The sequence below is a fragment of the Paraburkholderia sp. J76 genome (genome assembly GCF_905220295.1).
In the GTDB taxonomy this organism is placed as follows: Bacteria; Pseudomonadota; Gammaproteobacteria; order Burkholderiales; family Burkholderiaceae; genus Paraburkholderia.
Map to the genome: position 1 here is coordinate 39,247 of NZ_CAJMZJ010000022.1, position 18,222 is coordinate 57,468.

Genomic DNA, 18,222 nt, shown 5'->3' on the forward strand with positions numbered 1-18,222 from the left:
TCCGATCCCGCCTTCGGCAGGCGCGGCGGCGAAAGGGTGCACACGATAAGGAGTAGAAAGCATCGACACGCCGGCGCCAAGGCCGCCTCGAACAGATGACGCCTTCATCATGGCGTGCGGCGTACTGCGCCGCCACCTGGCCGAACGGCTAACGTCCCGGCAGCAGCTTCCTGGCTTTTTGCAACGTGCCCTGGCGCGGCTTGGCGCCCGGCTTGAAGAGCTTGACCGTGCGCACGGCCTGGTCGTCGCTGCGCAGCACTTCGAGCTTGATGTCGCCGATCTGCAGGCACACGTCGCCTTCGGGAATCTCTTCGAGCACTTCGAGGATCAGGCCGTTGAGCGTTTTCGGGCCGTCAGTGGGCAGCTTGATATGAAGCCAGCGATTGAGTTCGCGCAGCGGCATGCTGCCGGGCACGATGCATTCGCCTTCTTCGTTCCAGCCGCCGCGCCCGCTGCCGCTGCGCGGCATCGAGGTGGTGAATTCGCCGATCAGCTCCTCGATGATGTCCTCGGGCGTGACGAGCCCTTCCAGCTCGCCGTACTCGTTCACGACGAGCGCAATGCGATGGCGGCTTTCCTGGAAGTACTGAAGTTGCTGGAACCCCGGCGTGCCTGTGGGCACGAAATACGGCTCGGCGAGCAGTTCGCGCAGCGTTTCGCGCTCGAACTCCTGGTTGTGCAGCGCGGCCAGCGTCTTGCGCACATGCAGCACGCCGAGTACGCGGTCGATGTCGCCTTGATAGACGATCAGCTTGTTGTGATAGCAGGTCTCGATCTGATGCAGGATGTCGTCGAGCGGTGCGTCGAAGTCCAGTGCCTCGATGCGCCGGCGCGGAATCATCACGTCGTCAACGGTGATGTTCTCCAGATCGAACAGGTTCAGCAGGATGCTGCGGTGCTTGGTCGGCATGAAGCTGCCCGACTCGAGCACGATGGTGCGCAACTCCTCGGTGGAAAGCCGCTGGTCATGCGCCTTGTGCGTATTAATGTGCAGTATGCGCAGAATGGTGTTTGCGAACATGTTGACGAACCAGATAAGTGGCTTCGTCACACGCATGAGCGGTGCGATCAGGAGGCTCGCCGGCAGCGCGATTTTTTCCGGAAAGGTTGCGCCCACAATCTTCGGCGTGATTTCCGCGAACACGATGATGAGAAACGCAACGATGCCCGTTGCGATCGAGAGCACGAGGTTATTGCGGCCGAACGTGTGGAGCGCGATGGAGGTCGTGAGGACCGGGATGATGGTGTTGAAGAGGTTGTTGCCGATCAGGATCACCGAAAGCAGCAGGTCGGTGCGCGCGAGCAGCTTCTGCGTGGTCTTCGCGCCGAGCGTGCCGTGATTGGCGAGATATTTGAGCCGATGGCGATTGAGCGCCATCATCGCCGTTTCGGAGATGGAGAAAAAGCTGGAGCAGATGAGCAGGACGAAGACGGCGCAAATCTGCGCCCATAAGGGAAGGTGGTCCACGCGTCGAGACAGTGAGGGGGCGGATGGGGAAACTATAACAGAGGGGTCCCGCACTTCCAGGGGCGCTGGCCGAAGGGATAAGCCGCCGCTGGCGGCGCGCCTACGCGTGGCTCGCCGCGCAACAAAAGGTACGGACGAAAGGCACAGACGAAAAAAAACCGCGCAATGCATGCGCGGTTTTTTCTGAATTCTGGTCGGGGTGAGAGGATTCGAACCTCCGGCCTCTACGTCCCGAACGTAGCGCTCTACCAGGCTAAGCTACACCCCGAATTGACTGCTGGACTCCACCACTCGCTTCGTCTGTTTCAAGACTGGCGCGTCGTCGAGTAAGAACATAATTCTAGCAGGCTATCTTTGTAAATGGAAGGGGGGAAGGCTGAAATCGCGTCGGCGGCAGCCTGTGCCTCGGCGCGTGCGCATTGCAGCGTGTGCTCGAGCGCGCCGGAGCGCGTGATTGCCGCGAAGATTTCGTCGAAACGCTTCGTGCCGCCTTGCTCGATCGCTTCGCGGGCAAGCGCGGCTTCGGCCGCCGTGCCGTGCTCGATCAGCCAGATGAGCGGCAGCGTGGGTTTGCCTTCGCGCAGGTCGTCGCCGGCGTTCTTGCCCATCGATTCGGGCGTGCCCGTGTAGTCGAGCCAGTCGTCCATGATCTGGAACGCCGTGCCGATGCGCCGCCCGTACTCGGCTGCGGCTTCCTCGGTGCGCGCATCCGCCCCCGAAAGCACCGCGCCGAGTTGCGCCGCGGCTTCGAAAAGCTTGGCGGTCTTGTAGCGGATCACCTGCATGTAGCGGTCGGTGTCCACGTCGGCGTCATGCATGTTCAGGAGTTGCAGGACTTCGCCTTCGGAGATGGTCGTCGTGGCCGCCGAAAGAATCTCCATCACGCGCATCTTGCCCACGCCGACCATCATTTCGAACGAGCGCGAATACAGGTAGTCGCCCACCAGCACGCTGGCGGCGTTGCCGAACAGGGCGTTGGCCGTCTGGCGGCCGCGCCGCAGGTCCGATTCGTCGACGACGTCGTCGTGCAGGAGCGTAGCCGTGTGGATGAACTCCACGACCGCCGCGAGCACGTGGCGTTGCGTGCCACTGTCGCCGAGCGCGCCGGCCACCATCAGCAGGAGCGCCGGACGCAGCCGCTTGCCGCCCGCGCCGATGATGTACTCGGAGATCTGGTTGATCAGCATCACCTCGGACGCCAGGCTCTGCCGGATGACACGATTCACTTGCTCCATGTCACTGGCGATGGGGGCAAGCAGGGTGGCTGCGCTGGGGGATGGGGTGGCGGTGGACGACATGATGGCAAATATGGGTAGTGCCGCGGATTATAAGGCGAATCCACTGCCTGCCGGACGCTGCCCTGCCGTCCGGCCGATGGCTCCCTCTATTTTCCCGCGGCCGGGGCGCTCGCACGGAGAGTGGCGCTATGCCGTTCGGCGCGTCCCCGCGCCGTCTGACGGGCCATAAGTCCCCTGGCGCGCACTCGTGCAACGGACTTGCATCCTTTTGACCGCGCAGCTAACTCTATGTATAATCTAAGGTTTCGGGCGCGCAGTGTGCCTGAAAAGATATTTTAGAGTGAGGTTCTCAATGTACGCGGTCATAAAAACCGGCGGCAAGCAGTACAAGGTTGCCGTTGGCGAAAAACTTAAAGTAGAACAGATACCGGCTGACATTGACGCAGAAATCACGCTCGACCAGGTTCTCGCAGTGGGCGAAGGCGAATCGATTAAGTTCGGTACGCCGCTGGTCAGTGGGGCTTCCGTCAAGGCCACCGTTGTGTCGCAAGGCCGACACGCCAAAGTGACCATCTTCAAGATGCGTCGCCGGAAGCACTACCAGAAGCATGGCGGCCACCGCCAGAACTACACCGAACTGCGCATCGACGCGATCAACGCGTAAGCGCACGCAGGTAAAGGAGCAAACAAATGGCACACAAAAAGGCAGGCGGGTCGTCACGTAACGGCCGCGACTCAGAGTCGAAACGACTTGGCGTGAAGGTGTTCGGCGGCCAGGCTATCCTCGCAGGCGGCATCATCGTTCGCCAGCGCGGTACGCGTATGCACCCGGGCCTGAACGTCGGCATCGGCAAGGACCACACGCTCTACGCGCTGGTCGACGGCCACGTCTCGTTCTCGATCAAGGGCGCAGCCAACAAGCAACAGGTCAACGTCGTCCCGGCAGCGGCCTAAGCTTTAGACCGCTCGCGAGCGGGCTACACGCGACGCTAAGAAGGCCCCGCGAAGTTTGCGGGGCCTTTTTGTTTATCTGCAGTCTTTCGGGGTCGTAGTGGGCTTCCGTCTGGCTTTGCGAGCGTCGTTTGGCCGTTCGGCCAGGTTGGCCAGTTTGGGCCACGGCGGGCAAAATATCGACATCCACGGGACGGAGTAACTCATGAAGTTCATTGACGAAGCGAAGATCGAAGTCATCGCCGGCGATGGGGGCGATGGCAGCGCGTCGATGCGACGCGAGAAGTTCGTCCCGTTCGGCGGGCCGGACGGCGGTGACGGCGGGCGCGGCGGCAGCGTCTACGCGGTCGGCGACCGCAACATCAACACCCTCATCGACTACCGCTACACGAAGAAGCACCAGGCGCGCAACGGCGAGAACGGCCGGGGCTCGGACTGCTACGGCAAGGGCGGCGACGACATCACGCTGCGCATGCCGGTGGGCACGGTCATCACCGACCAGGAAACGGGCGAACTGATCGCCGACCTGACCGAGCACGAGCAGCAAGTCATGGTCGCGAAGGGCGGCGCGGGAGGCCTCGGCAACCTGCATTTCAAGTCGTCCACGAACCGCGCGCCGCGACAGAAGACCGACGGCAAGCCCGGCGAGCGCCGCATGCTCAAGCTGGAACTGAAAGTGCTGGCCGACGTCGGCCTGCTCGGCATGCCGAACGCGGGCAAGTCCACGTTCATCGCCTCGGTGTCGAACGCGAAGCCCAAGATCGCCGACTACCCGTTCACGACGCTGGCGCCGAATCTGGGCGTGGTGCGCGTTGGGCCGAGCAAGAGCTTCGTGATCGCCGATATTCCGGGCCTGATCGAAGGCGCGGCCGAAGGCGCGGGCCTCGGTCACCAGTTCCTGCGCCACCTGCAACGCACGAACCTGCTGCTGCATCTGGTCGACCTCGCGCCGTTCGACGAAAGCGTCGATCCGGTGGCGGAGGCGAAGGCAATCGTCGGCGAATTGCGCAAGTACGACGAGACGCTTTTCGAGAAGCCGCGCTGGCTCGTGCTGAACAAGCTCGATATGGTGCCGGAAGACGAGCGCGCCGAGCGCATCGCCGACTTCGTGAAGCGCTTCGAGTGGGACGGCCCCGTGTTCGAAATCTCCGCGCTCACGGGACAGGGCTGCGAAAACCTGTGCTACGCGGTGTACGACTACGTCTCGGCGCATTCGGACGCGCGCCGTGCGGCCGAAGCGGAAGACCTCGCATCCGACGTGCGCTTCCGCGAGGGGCAAGCCGGGAACGCGGAGCAGCCGCAGGAGTAATTCGCGGCACGGCCGGCGCGCGAACCGCGCTGGCCGCTTCGAGCACACTCACGCGTCATCAGTCATTTGGGAGACCGCGCAGCATGCGTTCCGTCATCGCCGATTCGCGGCGTCTGGTAGTGAAAGTCGGTTCGAGCCTCGTCACCAACGACGGCCGCGGGCTCGATCATGCGGCAATCGGTCGCTGGGCCGCGCAGATTGCGGCGCTGCGCGCGCAGGGCAAGGAAGTCGTGCTCGTAAGCTCGGGCGCCATTGCCGAAGGCATGCAACGGCTCGGCTGGACGAAGCGGCCGCGCGAGATCGACGAGCTTCAGGCCGCCGCGGCGGTCGGGCAAATGGGACTCGCGCAGGTCTACGAGAGCCGCTTTGCCGAGCACGACATTCGCACCGCGCAGATCCTGCTCACGCACGCCGACCTGGCTGACCGCGAGCGCTATCTGAATGCGCGCTCCACGTTGCTCACGCTGCTGCGGCTGGGCGTCGTGCCGATCATCAACGAGAACGACACCGTGGTCACCGACGAAATCAAGTTCGGCGACAACGACACGCTCGGCGCGCTCGTCGCGAACCTGATCGAAGGCGACGCGCTCGTCATCCTCACCGACCAGAGCGGGCTGTACACCGCCGATCCGCGCAAGGACCCGGGCGCGACGCTCGTGCAGCAAGCCGACGCGGGCAAGCCGGAGCTGGAAGCCATGGCGGGCGGCGCGGGGTCGAGCATCGGCCGCGGCGGCATGCTTACCAAAATCCTTGCGGCCAAGCGTGCCGCGCATAGCGGCGCGAACACGGTCATCGCGAGCGGGCGCGAAGCGGAAGTGCTTGTGCGACTCGCGGCAGGCGAAGCCATTGGTACGCAGCTTATTGCGCGCACGGCGCGCATGGCGGCGCGCAAGCAGTGGATGGCCGACCATCTCCAGGTGCGCGGTCACGTCGTGATCGACGACGGCGCGGTGCAAAAACTCACGGCAGACGGCAAGAGCCTGCTGCCGATTGGCGTAACCGGCGTGCAGGGCGCGTTTGCGCGCGGCGAAGTGATCGCTTGCCTGAACGGCGCGGGCGTGGAGGTGGCGCGCGGCCTCACCAACTACAGCAGCGCGGAAACGAAGCTGATCCAGCGTCATCCGAGCGGCGAGATCGAGGGCATCCTCGGCTATATGCTCGAACCGGAACTGATTCACCGCGACAATCTCGTGCTGATCTGACGGGTGTTCGCGGGCAGTCAGCCGCGCATCGCCAGAAGTGAAAAAGCCGCTGTGGCCTACAAGGCCGCAGCGGCTTTTTCATGCGCACGACAGCGTGCGGCGACGCGGTGTTTAACGCACCAGCGTCGACTGCGTGCGACCGTAGCGCAGGTTCTCGATGAGGATCGGCGCCTTGGCGATCGGCATCTTGTTGGCGCAGAAGTAGTCCTGATAAAGCCGCGACTGGTACGCGTTGAGAGTGCCGTTCTCGATGCGCGACCAGTTGTTCGCGACGGTCTGGTCCCAGCCGTTGTGATCGGCGTCGAGGCTCGCGTAGAGGCGCCACTCGTAGGTGTCGCAGCGAATCCCTTCGTAATTCACGTTACGCGCGCCACTCGGGCTCGTGATGACGATGGTGTAGCGCACGACGCCGTCCGTGCCGACCGTAAGCGATGCCGGGTCGATCGCGAACTTGAGCGGCGAATTGTTCGAGACGTCGAACGGCAGCAGCTTCGCGCCGGCCTGCGGCAGCGGCGGCAGGCTTTCGAGCTTGTTTTCCTGCCATTCGCCCTTGCGGTCCAGCAAATAGACGAAGTCGCTGTCGTCCTTGTTCGTGGGACCGGAACTGGAACACGCGGCCAGTCCTGACACAAGCAGCACACCGCCTGCGGCGCATGCCGCAGCAAGAGCAAATCGTTTCAAATTGGTTTTCCTCGAAGCACGGGCGCGCGTTACGAACGAACTGCGCCGCGAATGCGAACCGGCGGGACCCCGCGCGCAATGCACGGAGCCCCGCCGGTTCGGGCGTTCTTTGCGTTGGCTCAAGCCCCTTGATCCTGCTCGTCCTGCGCAGGCTCGATGATACTCTGCGCCGACGCGCAATCGCTTTCGATCGACGTATGCGGCGTACGACCGTTCGCGCCTTCCGGTGCGGCGCCATACGGCTCGGCATGCACCGCGTCTGCGTGTGCCGACGTCACGATGCGCGGATAACGCACCTCGTGAGCCTGCACGCCCAGGCGCTCCTGACGCGGCGCGGGCCGTCGCAGGAAGCGCGAAAGCTCGGTCAACGCGAGTTGATAGACGTCGCGCTTGAACTCGATGACCGCTTCGAGCGGCACCCAGTACTCGTTCCAGCGCCACGCATCGAACTCGGGATGCTCCGTTGCCCGCAGGCAGATATCGCAGTCGCGCCCGACCATGCGCAGCAGAAACCAGATCTGTTTCTGGCCGCGATAATGGCCGCGCACTTCGCGCTTGATGAACTTGTCCGGCACCTCATAACGCAACCAGTCGCGTGTGCGACCGACGATCTTGACGTGCTCCGGATGCAAACCGGTTTCTTCGTGCAACTCCCGAAACATTGCCTGCATGGGGGTTTCACCATACTTGATGCCCCCTTGCGGAAACTGCCAGGAATGTTCGCGAACCCGCTTGCCCCAAAACACCTCGTTTCGCGCGTTCAAGAGGATGATGCCGACGTTCGGGCGAAACCCCTCACGATCCAGCATACAACCACCTTCGAATCCTTTAAAATTGCTTTGATTATAAACAGATAACGGTCCTCACGCACCCGCCGTCCGTGACCCGGCGTCCGGAAACTCGAGCGAATGGCCGCGACCGCGCAAAACGGTCTCGGGGCTCGATCGGCTTCGAGTTGGGCCGCTGCCGTGGCCGGCGACATCGGCGCGGCACCCCGCGCGTTGTCATAATGGCGGGTTCGTGAACTCATCCGTTGGTCAATTCTTTGGGCGGTCTGCACCGGGCCGCCGCTTTTGGATAATTTGAATGAAAGCCTCCCGTTTCTTTATCGGCACCCTGAAGGAAGCGCCCGCTGACGCGGAAATCGTCAGCCACAAGCTGATGGTTCGCGCGGGCATGATCCGTCGCATCGCTGGCGGCATCTACAACTATCTGCCGATCGGGCTGCGTTCGATCCGCAAGGTCGAGCAGATCGTGCGCGAGGAAATGAACCGCGCCGGCGCCATCGAGCTGCTCATGCCGGCCGTGCAGCCGGCCGAGTTGTGGCAGGAATCGGGTCGCTGGGAACAATACGGGCCGGAACTGCTGCGCTTCAAGGACCGCAAGCAAAGCGACTTCGTGATGGGGCCGACGCACGAAGAGGTCGTCACCGACATCGCGCGCGGCCAGATCAAGAGCTATCGCCAGTTGCCGGTGAACTTCTATCAGGTGCAGACGAAGTTCCGCGATGAAATCCGTCCCCGTTTCGGCGTGATGCGCGGGCGCGAATTCATCATGAAGGACGCGTATTCGTTCGATAAGGACATCGAAGGTCTCAAGGTTTCGTATCAGAAGATGTACGACGCTTACGTGCGCATCTTCACGCGTCTTGGCCTTCAGTTCCGCGCGGTCGCGGCCGACAACGGTTCGATCGGCGGTAGCGGCTCGCACGAATTCCACGTGATCGCGGAAACGGGCGAGGACGATATCGCTTACTGCCCGACCTCGGAGTTCGCAGCGAACGTCGAAGCCGCCGAAGCGCTGCCGCTCATCGCACCGCGCGCGGCGCCCACGCAGGCGCTCAAGAAAACGCCGACGCCCGGCGCGGCCAAGTGCGAAGCAGTGGCCGAGCTGCTTGGCATTGCGCTCGAAAGTACGATCAAGTCGATCATTCTCGCGACGGACAACGAAGGCGCCGAGCCCACGATCTGGCTGCTGATGCTGCGCGGCGACCACGAACTGAACGAGATCAAGGTCGGCAAGCTCGAAGGACTCAAGGGCTTCCGCTTCGCGACCGAAGCCGAAATCGTCGAGTGGTTCGGTACGCCGCCGGGCTACCTCGGACCGCTGAACACGAAGAAGCCGGTCAAGGTGATCGCCGATCGCACGGTCGCGAACATGAGCGACTTCGTGGTGGGCACGAACGAAGTCGACTTCCACACCACGGGCGTGAACTGGGGCCGCGATCTGCCGGAGCCGGTCGTCGCCGATATCCGCAACGTGCAGAAGGGCGATCCCTCGCCGGACGGAAAGGGCGTGATCGACATCTGCCGCGGCATCGAAGTGGGCCACGTGTTCCAGCTCGGCACGAAGTACTCGGAGTCGATGAACGCCACGTATCTCGCCGAAAACGGCAAGCCCGCGCCGATGCAGATGGGCTGCTACGGCATCGGCATCACGCGTATTCTCGGTGCAGCCATCGAGCAGAACTTCGACGAGAAGGGCATCATCTGGCCTGAGTCGATCGCGCCGTTCCAGGTTGTCGTGTGCCCGATGGGCATGGATCGCAGCGAACTCGTGCGCGAGCACGCCGAGCGTGTGTACAACGAACTGCTCGAAGCCGGCGTGGACGTGATCCTCGACGACCGCGGCGAGCGCCCGGGCGTGATGTTCGCCGACTGGGAGCTGATCGGCGTGCCGCATCGTCTCGTGATTGGCGAGCGCGGCCTGAAGGACGGCAAGATCGAGTACCAGGGCCGCCGAGACACTGAAGCGACGCTGCTCGCGGCCGACGAGGCCGCGCAGACGGTGGCGCAGAAGATCCGCGCGGCGCTCGCGGCATAACGACGAACCAGCACGGTTAAAGGAGCGCTGCGAGCGTGGAGTACAGTTTTCTGTCCGCTACGGTCCTGCTGCTCCTGATCACCGACCCGCTCGGTAACATTCCCCTTTTCATTACCTGCCTGCGCGGCGTTGCCCAGCAGCGTCGCGCAATTGTGATCCTGCGCGAGGTCGCGATTGCGTTCGTGATCCTGCTCATCTTCATGGTCGCGGGCAACAGCTTCCTGCGCATGATGGGGCTCACCGATACGTCGCTGCGCATCGGCGGCGGCATCGTGCTGTTTCTCATCGCGCTGCGCATGATCTTTCCGCATCCGGGCGGCCCGTTCGGCGGCGGCGACAAGGGCGGCGAGCCGCTCATCGTGCCGCTCGCCATTCCCGCGCTCGCGGGGCCTTCGGCGCTCGCCACGGTCATGCTGCTCACCTCGCAGGCGCCCGGCAAGCTCTACGAGTGGATCGCGGCGCTCGTCGTGACGATGGTGATCTGCGCGATCGTGCTCGTGCTGGCGGAGCGCATCCAGCAGTGGCTGGGCGAGCGCGTGGTCACGGCCTTCGAGCGGTTGATGGGCCTCGTGCTCGTGGCGATTTCGGTGGAGATGATTCTCGCGGGCATCGCCAACTTCGTGCATCACCTCTGACGCCCTCGCACGACACGCGTCGCAGGCAACAAAAAAGCAGCCCGCGGGCTGCTTTTTTTCATGGCGCTCCGACTGATCCGGAAGCGCTTCACGCGCCTTCGGTCAGCGCGCGGATGGTCGGCAGATTGCGCCAGTAGCCTTTGGCGTCCATGCCGCAGCCGAACACGTAGCGGTCCGGCACCGAAAAACCGCAGTAGTCGGGATGCAGCGGCTTGGCCTTCGTGAGCGTCTTCTCGCACAGCACGGCCGAGAGGAAACGTTTTGCGCCCATGTCCATGATGCGGTCGCGAATCGCGGCCATGGTCTCGCCTTCGTCGAGGATGTCGTCGAGCACGAGCACCACGCGGTCCTTGACCGACTCGCGCGGCGCCACGCGCCACTGCATCTCGGCGCTGCCCTTGATCGCGTTGCGGTAGCGCGTGAGGTGGATGTAGTCGAACTCGAGCGGGAAGTCGAGGTGCGGCAGCAGCATGCCGGTGAACACGGCGGCGCCGCCCATCACCGACAGCACGAGCGGGAAGTCCTCGCTGATCTCGGCGCGGATGGCTTCGGCCATCCGGCCGATCGACGCATTGACGTCGCCCTCCGAAACGATCTCTTCGGAGTGGCTGAAAATGTGCAGGGCTTCTTCGCGATTCATGACTCTGGCGGGAAGGTAGCTGTAGCTATTGAAGTGTGGGAAATAACGGCGGCGCGCGCTACAGCATAAACCCGCGCATGGAGTCCGTCGCGCGCCGCGTCGAGTGGGCCGCCGTGCGCGCAAGTGCGCCGCGCGGCCCGCAGGATCAGCGCATGCCGGGCATCATGCCCTTCATGCCGCGCATCATCTTTTGCAGATTGCCGCCCTTGAGCTTCTTCATCATGGTGCGCATCTGCTCGTACTGGTTGAGCATGCGGTTCACTTCCTGTACCTGCACGCCCGCGCCCGCCGCAATGCGGCGCTTGCGCGTGGCCTTGATGAGTTCGGGCCTGGCGCGCTCGGCGGGCGTCATCGAGTTGATGATGCCTTCCATGCGGCGCATCTGCTTTTCGGCCTGGCCCATGTTGGCGCCCGAGGCGGCCTGCTGGAACTGCGCGGGCAGCTTGTCCATGAGCGACGAGAGGCCGCCCATGCTCTTCATCTGCGAAAGCTGCGCGCGGAAGTCGTTGAGGTCGAAGTCGCCGCCTTTCTTGACCTTGTCGGCGAGCTTCTGCGCGGCCTGCACGTCCACGCCGCGCTGCGCTTCCTCGACGAGCGCGAGAATGTCGCCCATGCCGAGAATCCGGTTCGCCATGCGGTCCGGGTGGAACACTTCGAGACCGTCGAGCTTTTCCGCGACGCCGACGAACTTGATCGGCTTGCCCGTGATGTGGCGCACGGAGAGCGCCGCGCCGCCGCGCGAGTCGCCGTCGAGCTTGGTGAGCACGACGCCGGTGAGCGGCAATGCGTCGTTGAACGCCTTGGCGGTGTTGACCGCGTCCTGGCCGAGCATGGCGTCGACCACGAACAGCGTTTCGGCCGGTTTGAGCGACGTGTGCAGCGCGGCGATCTCGTTCATCATCGCCTCGTCGATACCGAGGCGGCCGGCCGTGTCGACGATCAGCACGTCGTGATAATGGCGCCTGGCCCAGTCGACCGCGGCGGCGGCGATCTCGACGGGCTTCTGGTCGGGCTGCGAGGGGAAGAAGTCGGCGCCGACCTGTTCCGTCACCGTCTTCAACTGCGCGATAGCGGCAGGGCGGTAGACGTCGCACGAAACGGTGAGGACCTTCTTCTTGTACTTCTCGCGCAGCAGCTTGGCGAGCTTGCCCACCGTGGTGGTTTTACCCGCGCCCTGCAAGCCCGCCATGAGGATGACGGCAGGCGGCGTGACGGCGAGATCGAGTTCGGCGGCACGCCCTTCGTAGTCGCCGCCGATCACGGCGGTCAGCTCGCGCTGCACCACGCCGACGAGCGCCTGGCCGGGCGACAGGCTGGCGATCACTTCCTCGCCGAGCGCCTTTTCCTTCACCTTGGCGATGAATTCGCGCACGACGGGCAGCGCCACGTCCGCTTCGAGCAGTGCGAGACGCACCTCGCGCAGCATTTCCTGCGTGTTGGCTTCGGTCAGCCGGGCTTCGCCGCGCAGCGTCTTGACGACGCGCGCCATCCGTTGAGTGAGATTGTCGAGCATGGGGAGGCGGTGAGCAGTGCGGCCCGGCCCGCGCGCGCTAAACGGGAAAGCGTGGCGCTTATTTGCTTTGCCGCGCGGCCAGGGGGCCTATAGTAAACTTCGAACATGGATATTGTACTGTATGCCCTCACCGTGCTCCTGTACGGCGGCTTGTGCGCCGCCGACTGGCGCGCGCTGCGCCGCGCGGGCGCCGCGCCGTTGCTTGGCAGCGTGCCGCCCGTTCCGGTGACGGTGGGCGCGGGCCTGGGTGACGACGCGCTGCGCGCGCGCACCTTCGGCCCGCTTTCGCGCGCGCTGCTCTTTGTCGCGCTCGCCGCGCACGGCGTGCTGCTGCACACGACGATCTTCCCCGCCAACGAAATGGTGTTCGGCTTCGCCTTCGCGTTGTCGGCCATGTTCTGGCTCGGCGCGGGCATCTACTGGATCGAGAGCTTTTTCTTTGCGCTCGACGGCCTGCGGCTCCTGCTGCTGCCGCTGGCCGCCGTCGCCTCGATCCTGCCGCTCGTGTTCGGCGGCGTGCGCGTGCTGCCCTATGCCGCCGCGCCGATGTTCAAGCTGCACTTCGTCATCGCGAACGTCGCCTATGGACTCTTCGCGATCGCCGCATTGCATGCGGTGCTGATGCTCGCGGTCGAGCGGCGGCTGCATGCGCTCAAGGGCGCCGGCTTCCAGCGCAACGCGAGCAATCGCGGGGGCGGCTGGCTTTCGAACTGGATCGAGACGCTGCCGCCGCTCCTCACGATGGAGAAGCTGTTGTTCCGCCTGATCGGCGCGGGCTTCGTGCTGCTCACGGCCACGCTCGTTTCGGGCATCGTGTTTAGCGAGCAGTTGATCGACCGGCCGCTCTCGCTCGATCACAAGACCGTCTTCGCAATTCTTTCGTGGCTGATGTTCGGCGCGCTGCTCACCGCGCGCAAGATTTCCGGCTGGCGCGGACGCGCCGCGCTGCGTTGGGTGATCGCGTCGTTCATCGCGTTGCTGCTGGCTTATGTGGGCAGCCGTTTCGTCTTCGAGGTGCTGCTGCACCGCCCTGTGGTTTGAGTCGCGTGAGTCGCGTGTTCCGATGAGACAGATCTTTCTCCTCGTGCTGCTGTTCGTGGTCGGACAATGGTTCGTCAAGGCGCTACGCCGTGCGCAGACACAGTCGCGTCCCGGCGCGCAACCGGGGCAGGACAAGGCCAACGGCGCTGCAAGCGCGAATGGCAAACCTGCGCTGCCCGAACCGATGGTCCGCTGCGCCGAGTGCGGCGTGCATGCGCCGCGCAGCGAATCGCTGAATGTCGGCGCGCGCTCGTTCTGCAGTTCCGAACACGCGCGTGCGTACGACGCGCGCACGACGGCCCAGGACCGCCCCGCACGATGAGCGCTGCTGCATCGTCAGGCATGCCAGGATTGCGTGCGTACGAAGTCGATGCGCGGGGCTGGGTGCCCGGCGCGCGCCAACTGCCTTCGCCGAACTTCGAGGCGCGCCCGCAAGGGGCGGTGCCGACGCTCATCGTCGTGCACAACATCAGCCTGCCGCCCAACGTGTTCGGCGGCCCAGAGATCGCCGATCTCTTCCTCAATCGCCTTGACTGCGACGCGCATCCCTACTTCGATGCCAACCTGCGCGGCGTGCGCGTCTCGGCGCACTTCGTCGTTCATCGCGATGGCGCGCTCGAGCAGTTCGTCTCGTGCGACGAGCGCGCGTGGCACGCGGGCGCGTCGAGCTTCTTCGGGCGCGAGCGCTGCAACGACTTCGCCATTGGCATCGAGCTGGAGGGCAGCGATACGACGTCCTTCGAAGCGCAGCAATACGCCACCCTCGCGGCGCTCGTGAAGGCGCTCGTCGCGCGTTATCCGATCGAGGCGCTGGCGGGCCATTCGGACATCGCTCCAGGGCGCAAGACCGATCCCGGCCCGCACTTCGACTGGGCGCGCCTCAAACACGATACGCAGCTCGCCGATGCCCGCTTCCCCTATATCCAGGGGCATGCCCGGGAACGCGGGGCGTAGAACGCGGCGTCGTGACGCGCCCGGCAGTCCGAAAAACCTTCGCTGGCTGCACAAGAAAGAAGCACTTCGCCTGCGCAAACGCAGGGTCTTTGCGCGGGTCTCGCGAACCACTCGCGAGCGCATTCGGCGGTAAGGCCCGCGCTGCTTGGCTTGCGGCCTTGTCAAGATAGGACCAGCAAAAAAAGCCATTTGATCGTCCTGTTTATTCCACTATACTTTGTACCCGAAACAAGGCTTCACACCATATGTTGTGTTGTACCGCGGCGCCCCGGCTCACGAGCAAGGCGCCGCGCGCGTTACCGGCATAGAAAAAACAGAAACTTTGTACGGTGCCGCCGGCCGAGAGAACCGGCGCTCCGGCTGTAATCGAGAGAGAAGGTACAGCCAATGATCGCGACATCCACGATGAAGACCGAAGCATTGCGTGACTCATCTGCCTTGTCGCATCCGGCAGCCTCGCCAGGCTGGACTTTTTTCTCCGCCCGATCGATCGCGCACACGGGGGCGCGGCGTCGGCGTCCGTACTAATCCGCGAACTCTCTTCGCACCTTTCCAGGACCCAGGAGCTTTGCACATGCAAACGACCGATAACGTCTCGACCCGGTATGAAGGCGCGCCCGCCGCGCATACGCTGGGTGGCCAGCCGCAGGACGGCCAGACGAGCGCGCAGCAGTTCGCCGACCACAAGGTGATTCGCCGCAACGGTAGCGTAGTGTCGTTCGAACCTTCGAAAGTCGCGATCGCGATGACGAAGGCTTTCCTCGCCGTGAACGGCGGCCAGGGCGCGGCTTCGGCGCGCGTTCGCGAGCTGGTCGAACAGCTCACGCAGAACGTGGTGCGCGCACTCGTGCGCAGCCGTCCGAACGGCGGCACGTTCCATATCGAAGACATCCAGGATCAGGTCGAACTCGCGCTGATGCGCGGCGGCGAGCACAACGTCGCGCGCGCTTACGTGCTGTATCGCGAGAAGCGCAACCAGGAGCGCGCGCACGCGCCGGAAACGGCAGCGCCCGCGGCGCCCGGTATCAACGTGACGGACAACGGCGTGACGCGCCCGCTCGACATGCAAGCGCTGCGCGCGCTGATCGTCTCGTCGTGCGACGGTCTCGGCGATGCGGTCAACGCCGACCCCATCGTCGCGGAAACGGTGAAGAACCTGTACGACGGCGTGCCGATGAGCCAGGTCTACGACTCGGCCATCCTCGCGGCTCGCACGATGATCGAAAAGGACCCGGCGTACAGCCAGGTCACGTCGCGCATCCTGCTGCACACGATCCGTCGCGAAATTCTCGAAGAGGAAGTCACGCAAGCCGAAATGGCGGTGCGTTACGCCGACTACTTCCCGCAGTTCATCAAGCGCGGCGTCGAAGCCGGCCTGCTCGACGACAAGCTCCAGCAGTTCGACCTCAAGCGTCTCGGTAACGCGCTCGACGCGGGCCGCGACCTGCAGTTCGGCTACCTCGGCCTGCAAACGCTGTACGACCGCTACTTCCTGCACGTGCACGGCACGCGTATCGAAATGCCGCAGGCATTCTTCATGCGCGTCGCAATGGGCCTGTCGCTCAACGAGATCGACCGCGAAGCGCGTGCGATCGAGTTCTACAACGTGCTCTCGTCGTTCGACTTCATGTCGTCCACGCCCACGCTGTTCAACTCGGGCACGCACCGCTCGCAGCTCTCGTCGTGCTACCTGACCACGGTCGCCGACGACCTCGACGGCATCTACGAAGCGCTCAAGGACAATGCGCTGCTCTCGAAGTTCGCGGGCGGTCTGGGCAACGACTGGACGCGCGTGCGCGCGCTCGGCTCGCACATCAAGGGCACCAACGGCAAGTCGCAAGGCGTCGTGCCGTTCCTGAAGGTGGTGAACGACACGGCCGTGGCCGTGAACCAGGGCGGCAAGCGCAAGGGCGCGGTGTGCGCGTACCTGGAGTCGTGGCACCTCGACATCGAAGAATTCCTCGAGCTGCGCAAGAACACGGGCGACGACCGCCGCCGCACGCACGACATGAACACGGCGAACTGGATTCCCGACCTGTTCATGAAGCGCGTGATGGAAGGCGGCGACTGGACGCTGTTCTCGCCGTCGACCTGCCCGGATCTGCACGACCTGTTCGGCGCAGACTTTGAAAAGGCTTACACGGCTTACGAAGAGAAGGCCGCGCGCGGCGAGATCAAGCTGTTCAAGAAGCTGCCGGCCGCGCAACTGTGGCGCAAGATGCTCGGCATGCTGTTCGAAACGGGCCATCCGTGGATCACGTTCAAGGACCCGTGCAACATCCGTTCGCCGCAGCAGCACGTGGGCGTCGTCCACTCGTCGAACCTGTGCACGGAAATCACGCTGAACACGAGCGACACGGAAATCGCCGTGTGTAACCTGGGTTCGGTGAACCTCGTCGCGCACATGGTCGAACAGGCCGACGGCACGTTCGCGCTCGACCACGACAAGCTCAAGCGCACCATCAGCGTGGCGATGCGCATGCTCGACAACGTCATCGACATCAACTACTACGCGGTGTCGAAGGCGCGTAACTCGAACCTGAAGCACCGTCCGGTCGGCATGGGCATCATGGGCTTCCAGGACTGCCTGCACGTTCTGCGCACGCCGTTTGCTTCGCAGGAAGCGGTGGAGTTCGCCGACCGTTCGATGGAAGCCGTCTGCTACTACGCTTACTGGGCGTCGACGGAGCTGGCAGCCGAGCGCGGCCGCTACTCGACCTACCGCGGCTCGCTGTGGGATCGCGGCATCCTCCCGCAAGACACGCTCAAGCTGCTGGCCGAAGCGCGCGGCGGCTATGTGGAAGTCGATTCGAGCGAAACGATGGACTGGACGTCGCTGCGCGAGCGCATCGCCCAGCACGGCATGCGCAACTCGAACTGCATCGCGATCGCGCCGACCGCGACGATCTCGAACATCATCGGCGTCTCGCCGTGCATCGAGCCGACGTTCCAGAACCTCTACGTGAAGTCGAACCTCTCGGGCGAATTCACGGTGGTGAACGACTACCTCGTGCGTGACCTGAAGTCGCGCGGCCTGTGGGACGAAGTCATGGTCGCCGACCTCAAGTACTTCGACGGCATGCTCTCGCGCATCGACCGCGTGCCGGCCGATCTACGCGCTGTGTATGCAACGGCGTTCGAAGTCGATCCGACGTGGCTCGTCGAAGCCGCATCGCGTCGTCAGAAGTGGATCGACCAGGCGCAGTCGCTGAACATCTTCATGGCGGGCGCATCGGGCAAGAAGCTCGACGAGATCTACAAGCTCGCATGGGTGCGCGGCCTGAAGACGACGTACTACCTGCGCACGATGGCGGCGACGCACGTCGAGAAGTCGACGGTTGCGCACGGCGCGCTCAACGCGGTGCCGACGGGCGGCGAAGGCGGCGGTAATGCTGGCGGCGCCGCAGGTGGCACATTCGGTGGTGCATCGGGTGGCGCATTCGGCGGTGCAGCAGGATCGACCACGATGCAAGCCGCGCCGGAAGCAGAAGGTCCGGTGTGCATGATGCGTCCGGGCGATCCTGGCTTCGAAGAATGCGAGGCTTGCCAGTAAAGCTGGCAGCGCATGATGCGCGCGGTGCAACGCCGCGCGCGTCATGCGAGGTCCGCAGAAGCGTCGCTGGTAAACAGAAGTAGAAGCGAGTAGTCGAAGCAGCAGCGAGATGTAACAACGAAAGCGGCGCGCGCAATGCGCGCCGACTCTCCCGGCAACTCGCACTACGCGCGTTGCACTACGCGAAAGACGCAACAGGAAGGAATCCCTGGAG

General features: G+C 64.1%; 16 protein-coding genes and 1 tRNA gene. 10 read left to right on the forward strand and 7 right to left on the reverse strand.

What is annotated here, in order from left to right; genetic code table 11:
- Nucleotides 1-148: 148 nt before the first annotated feature.
- The 3 genes from U5768_RS29965 to U5768_RS29975 form a co-directional block, all read right to left on the reverse strand.
- Nucleotides 149-1,468 (reverse strand): HlyC/CorC family transporter, encoded by a 1,320-nt coding sequence (locus tag U5768_RS29965; RefSeq protein ID WP_322033938.1) that lies wholly within the window; start codon nt 1,466-1,468, stop codon nt 149-151.
- Between the two features lie 191 nt (nt 1,469-1,659).
- Nucleotides 1,660-1,736, reverse strand: a tRNA-Pro gene (locus U5768_RS29970).
- A 37-nt stretch (nt 1,737-1,773) separates the two neighbouring features.
- Nucleotides 1,774-2,766 carry a polyprenyl synthetase family protein gene (locus tag U5768_RS29975; RefSeq protein ID WP_322033939.1) on the reverse strand — a complete coding sequence of 331 codons (993 nt, stop codon included), beginning with the start codon at nt 2,764-2,766 and terminating at the stop codon, nt 1,774-1,776.
- Nucleotides 2,767-3,058: 292 nt separating this feature from the next.
- Here U5768_RS29975 and rplU point away from each other — a divergent pair, with 292 nt between their 5' ends.
- From rplU to proB, 4 genes are all read left to right on the forward strand, one after another.
- Nucleotides 3,059-3,370, forward strand: a complete 312-nt coding sequence (gene rplU / locus U5768_RS29980) for a 50S ribosomal protein L21 (protein ID WP_007180329.1) — start codon at nt 3,059-3,061, stop codon at nt 3,368-3,370.
- A gap of 26 nt (nt 3,371-3,396) precedes the next feature.
- Complete coding sequence (gene rpmA / locus U5768_RS29985) at nt 3,397-3,660, forward strand: 50S ribosomal protein L27 (protein WP_158758669.1); 264 nt, start codon at nt 3,397-3,399, stop codon at nt 3,658-3,660.
- Nucleotides 3,661-3,862: 202 nt separating this feature from the next.
- Entirely contained in the window at nt 3,863-4,966 is a 1,104-nt protein-coding gene (gene cgtA / locus U5768_RS29990; protein ID WP_322033940.1) for an Obg family GTPase CgtA, read from the forward strand.
- A gap of 83 nt (nt 4,967-5,049) precedes the next feature.
- Nucleotides 5,050-6,168, forward strand: a complete 1,119-nt coding sequence (gene proB / locus U5768_RS29995; protein WP_322033941.1) for a glutamate 5-kinase — start codon at nt 5,050-5,052, stop codon at nt 6,166-6,168.
- A 111-nt stretch (nt 6,169-6,279) separates the two neighbouring features.
- On the opposite strand, the gene U5768_RS30000 is transcribed toward proB, so the two are convergent.
- Complete coding sequence (locus tag U5768_RS30000; RefSeq protein WP_322033942.1) at nt 6,280-6,849, reverse strand: CNP1-like family protein; 570 nt, start codon at nt 6,847-6,849, stop codon at nt 6,280-6,282.
- Nucleotides 6,850-6,968: 119 nt separating this feature from the next.
- Nucleotides 6,969-7,658, reverse strand: a complete 690-nt coding sequence (locus U5768_RS30005) for an RNA pyrophosphohydrolase (protein WP_322033943.1) — start codon at nt 7,656-7,658, stop codon at nt 6,969-6,971.
- 277 nt (nt 7,659-7,935) lie between these two features.
- On the opposite strand from U5768_RS30005, the gene U5768_RS30010 reads away from it, so the two are divergent.
- Together U5768_RS30010 and U5768_RS30015 are read left to right on the forward strand one after the other, a co-directional pair.
- On the forward strand, nt 7,936-9,672 hold the full coding sequence (locus U5768_RS30010; protein ID WP_322033944.1) for a proline--tRNA ligase: 1,737 nt from the start codon (nt 7,936-7,938) through the stop codon (nt 9,670-9,672).
- Between the two features lie 35 nt (nt 9,673-9,707).
- On the forward strand, nt 9,708-10,307 hold the full coding sequence (locus U5768_RS30015) for a MarC family protein (protein ID WP_322033945.1): 600 nt from the start codon (nt 9,708-9,710) through the stop codon (nt 10,305-10,307).
- A gap of 88 nt (nt 10,308-10,395) precedes the next feature.
- On the opposite strand, the gene U5768_RS30020 is transcribed toward U5768_RS30015, so the two are convergent.
- Both U5768_RS30020 and ffh read right to left on the reverse strand, forming a co-directional pair.
- Nucleotides 10,396-10,947: a hypoxanthine-guanine phosphoribosyltransferase gene (locus U5768_RS30020; protein ID WP_322033946.1), complete on the reverse strand. Its 552-nt coding sequence runs from the start codon at nt 10,945-10,947 to the stop codon at nt 10,396-10,398.
- A 145-nt stretch (nt 10,948-11,092) separates the two neighbouring features.
- A complete protein-coding gene (gene ffh / locus U5768_RS30025; RefSeq protein ID WP_322033947.1) occupies nt 11,093-12,460 on the reverse strand; it encodes a signal recognition particle protein in 1,368 nt (455 codons plus the stop codon).
- A gap of 105 nt (nt 12,461-12,565) precedes the next feature.
- Between ffh and U5768_RS30030 the strand changes: the two genes are divergently transcribed.
- From U5768_RS30030 to U5768_RS30045, 4 genes are all read left to right on the forward strand, one after another.
- On the forward strand, nt 12,566-13,501 hold the full coding sequence (locus U5768_RS30030) for an inner membrane protein YpjD (RefSeq protein ID WP_322033948.1): 936 nt from the start codon (nt 12,566-12,568) through the stop codon (nt 13,499-13,501).
- Nucleotides 13,502-13,523: 22 nt separating this feature from the next.
- On the forward strand, nt 13,524-13,823 hold the full coding sequence (locus U5768_RS30035) for a PP0621 family protein (protein ID WP_322033949.1): 300 nt from the start codon (nt 13,524-13,526) through the stop codon (nt 13,821-13,823).
- On the forward strand, nt 13,820-14,455 hold the full coding sequence (ampD, locus tag U5768_RS30040) for a 1,6-anhydro-N-acetylmuramyl-L-alanine amidase AmpD (protein WP_322033950.1): 636 nt from the start codon (nt 13,820-13,822) through the stop codon (nt 14,453-14,455). Before U5768_RS30035 ends, ampD begins: the two co-directional genes overlap by 4 nt.
- 574 nt (nt 14,456-15,029) lie before the next feature.
- The gene (locus tag U5768_RS30045) at nt 15,030-18,008 is read left to right on the forward strand and encodes a ribonucleoside-diphosphate reductase subunit alpha (RefSeq protein ID WP_322033951.1); all 2,979 of its coding nucleotides are present in this window, start codon (nt 15,030-15,032) and stop codon (nt 18,006-18,008) included.
- Nucleotides 18,009-18,222 lie beyond the last annotated feature (214 nt).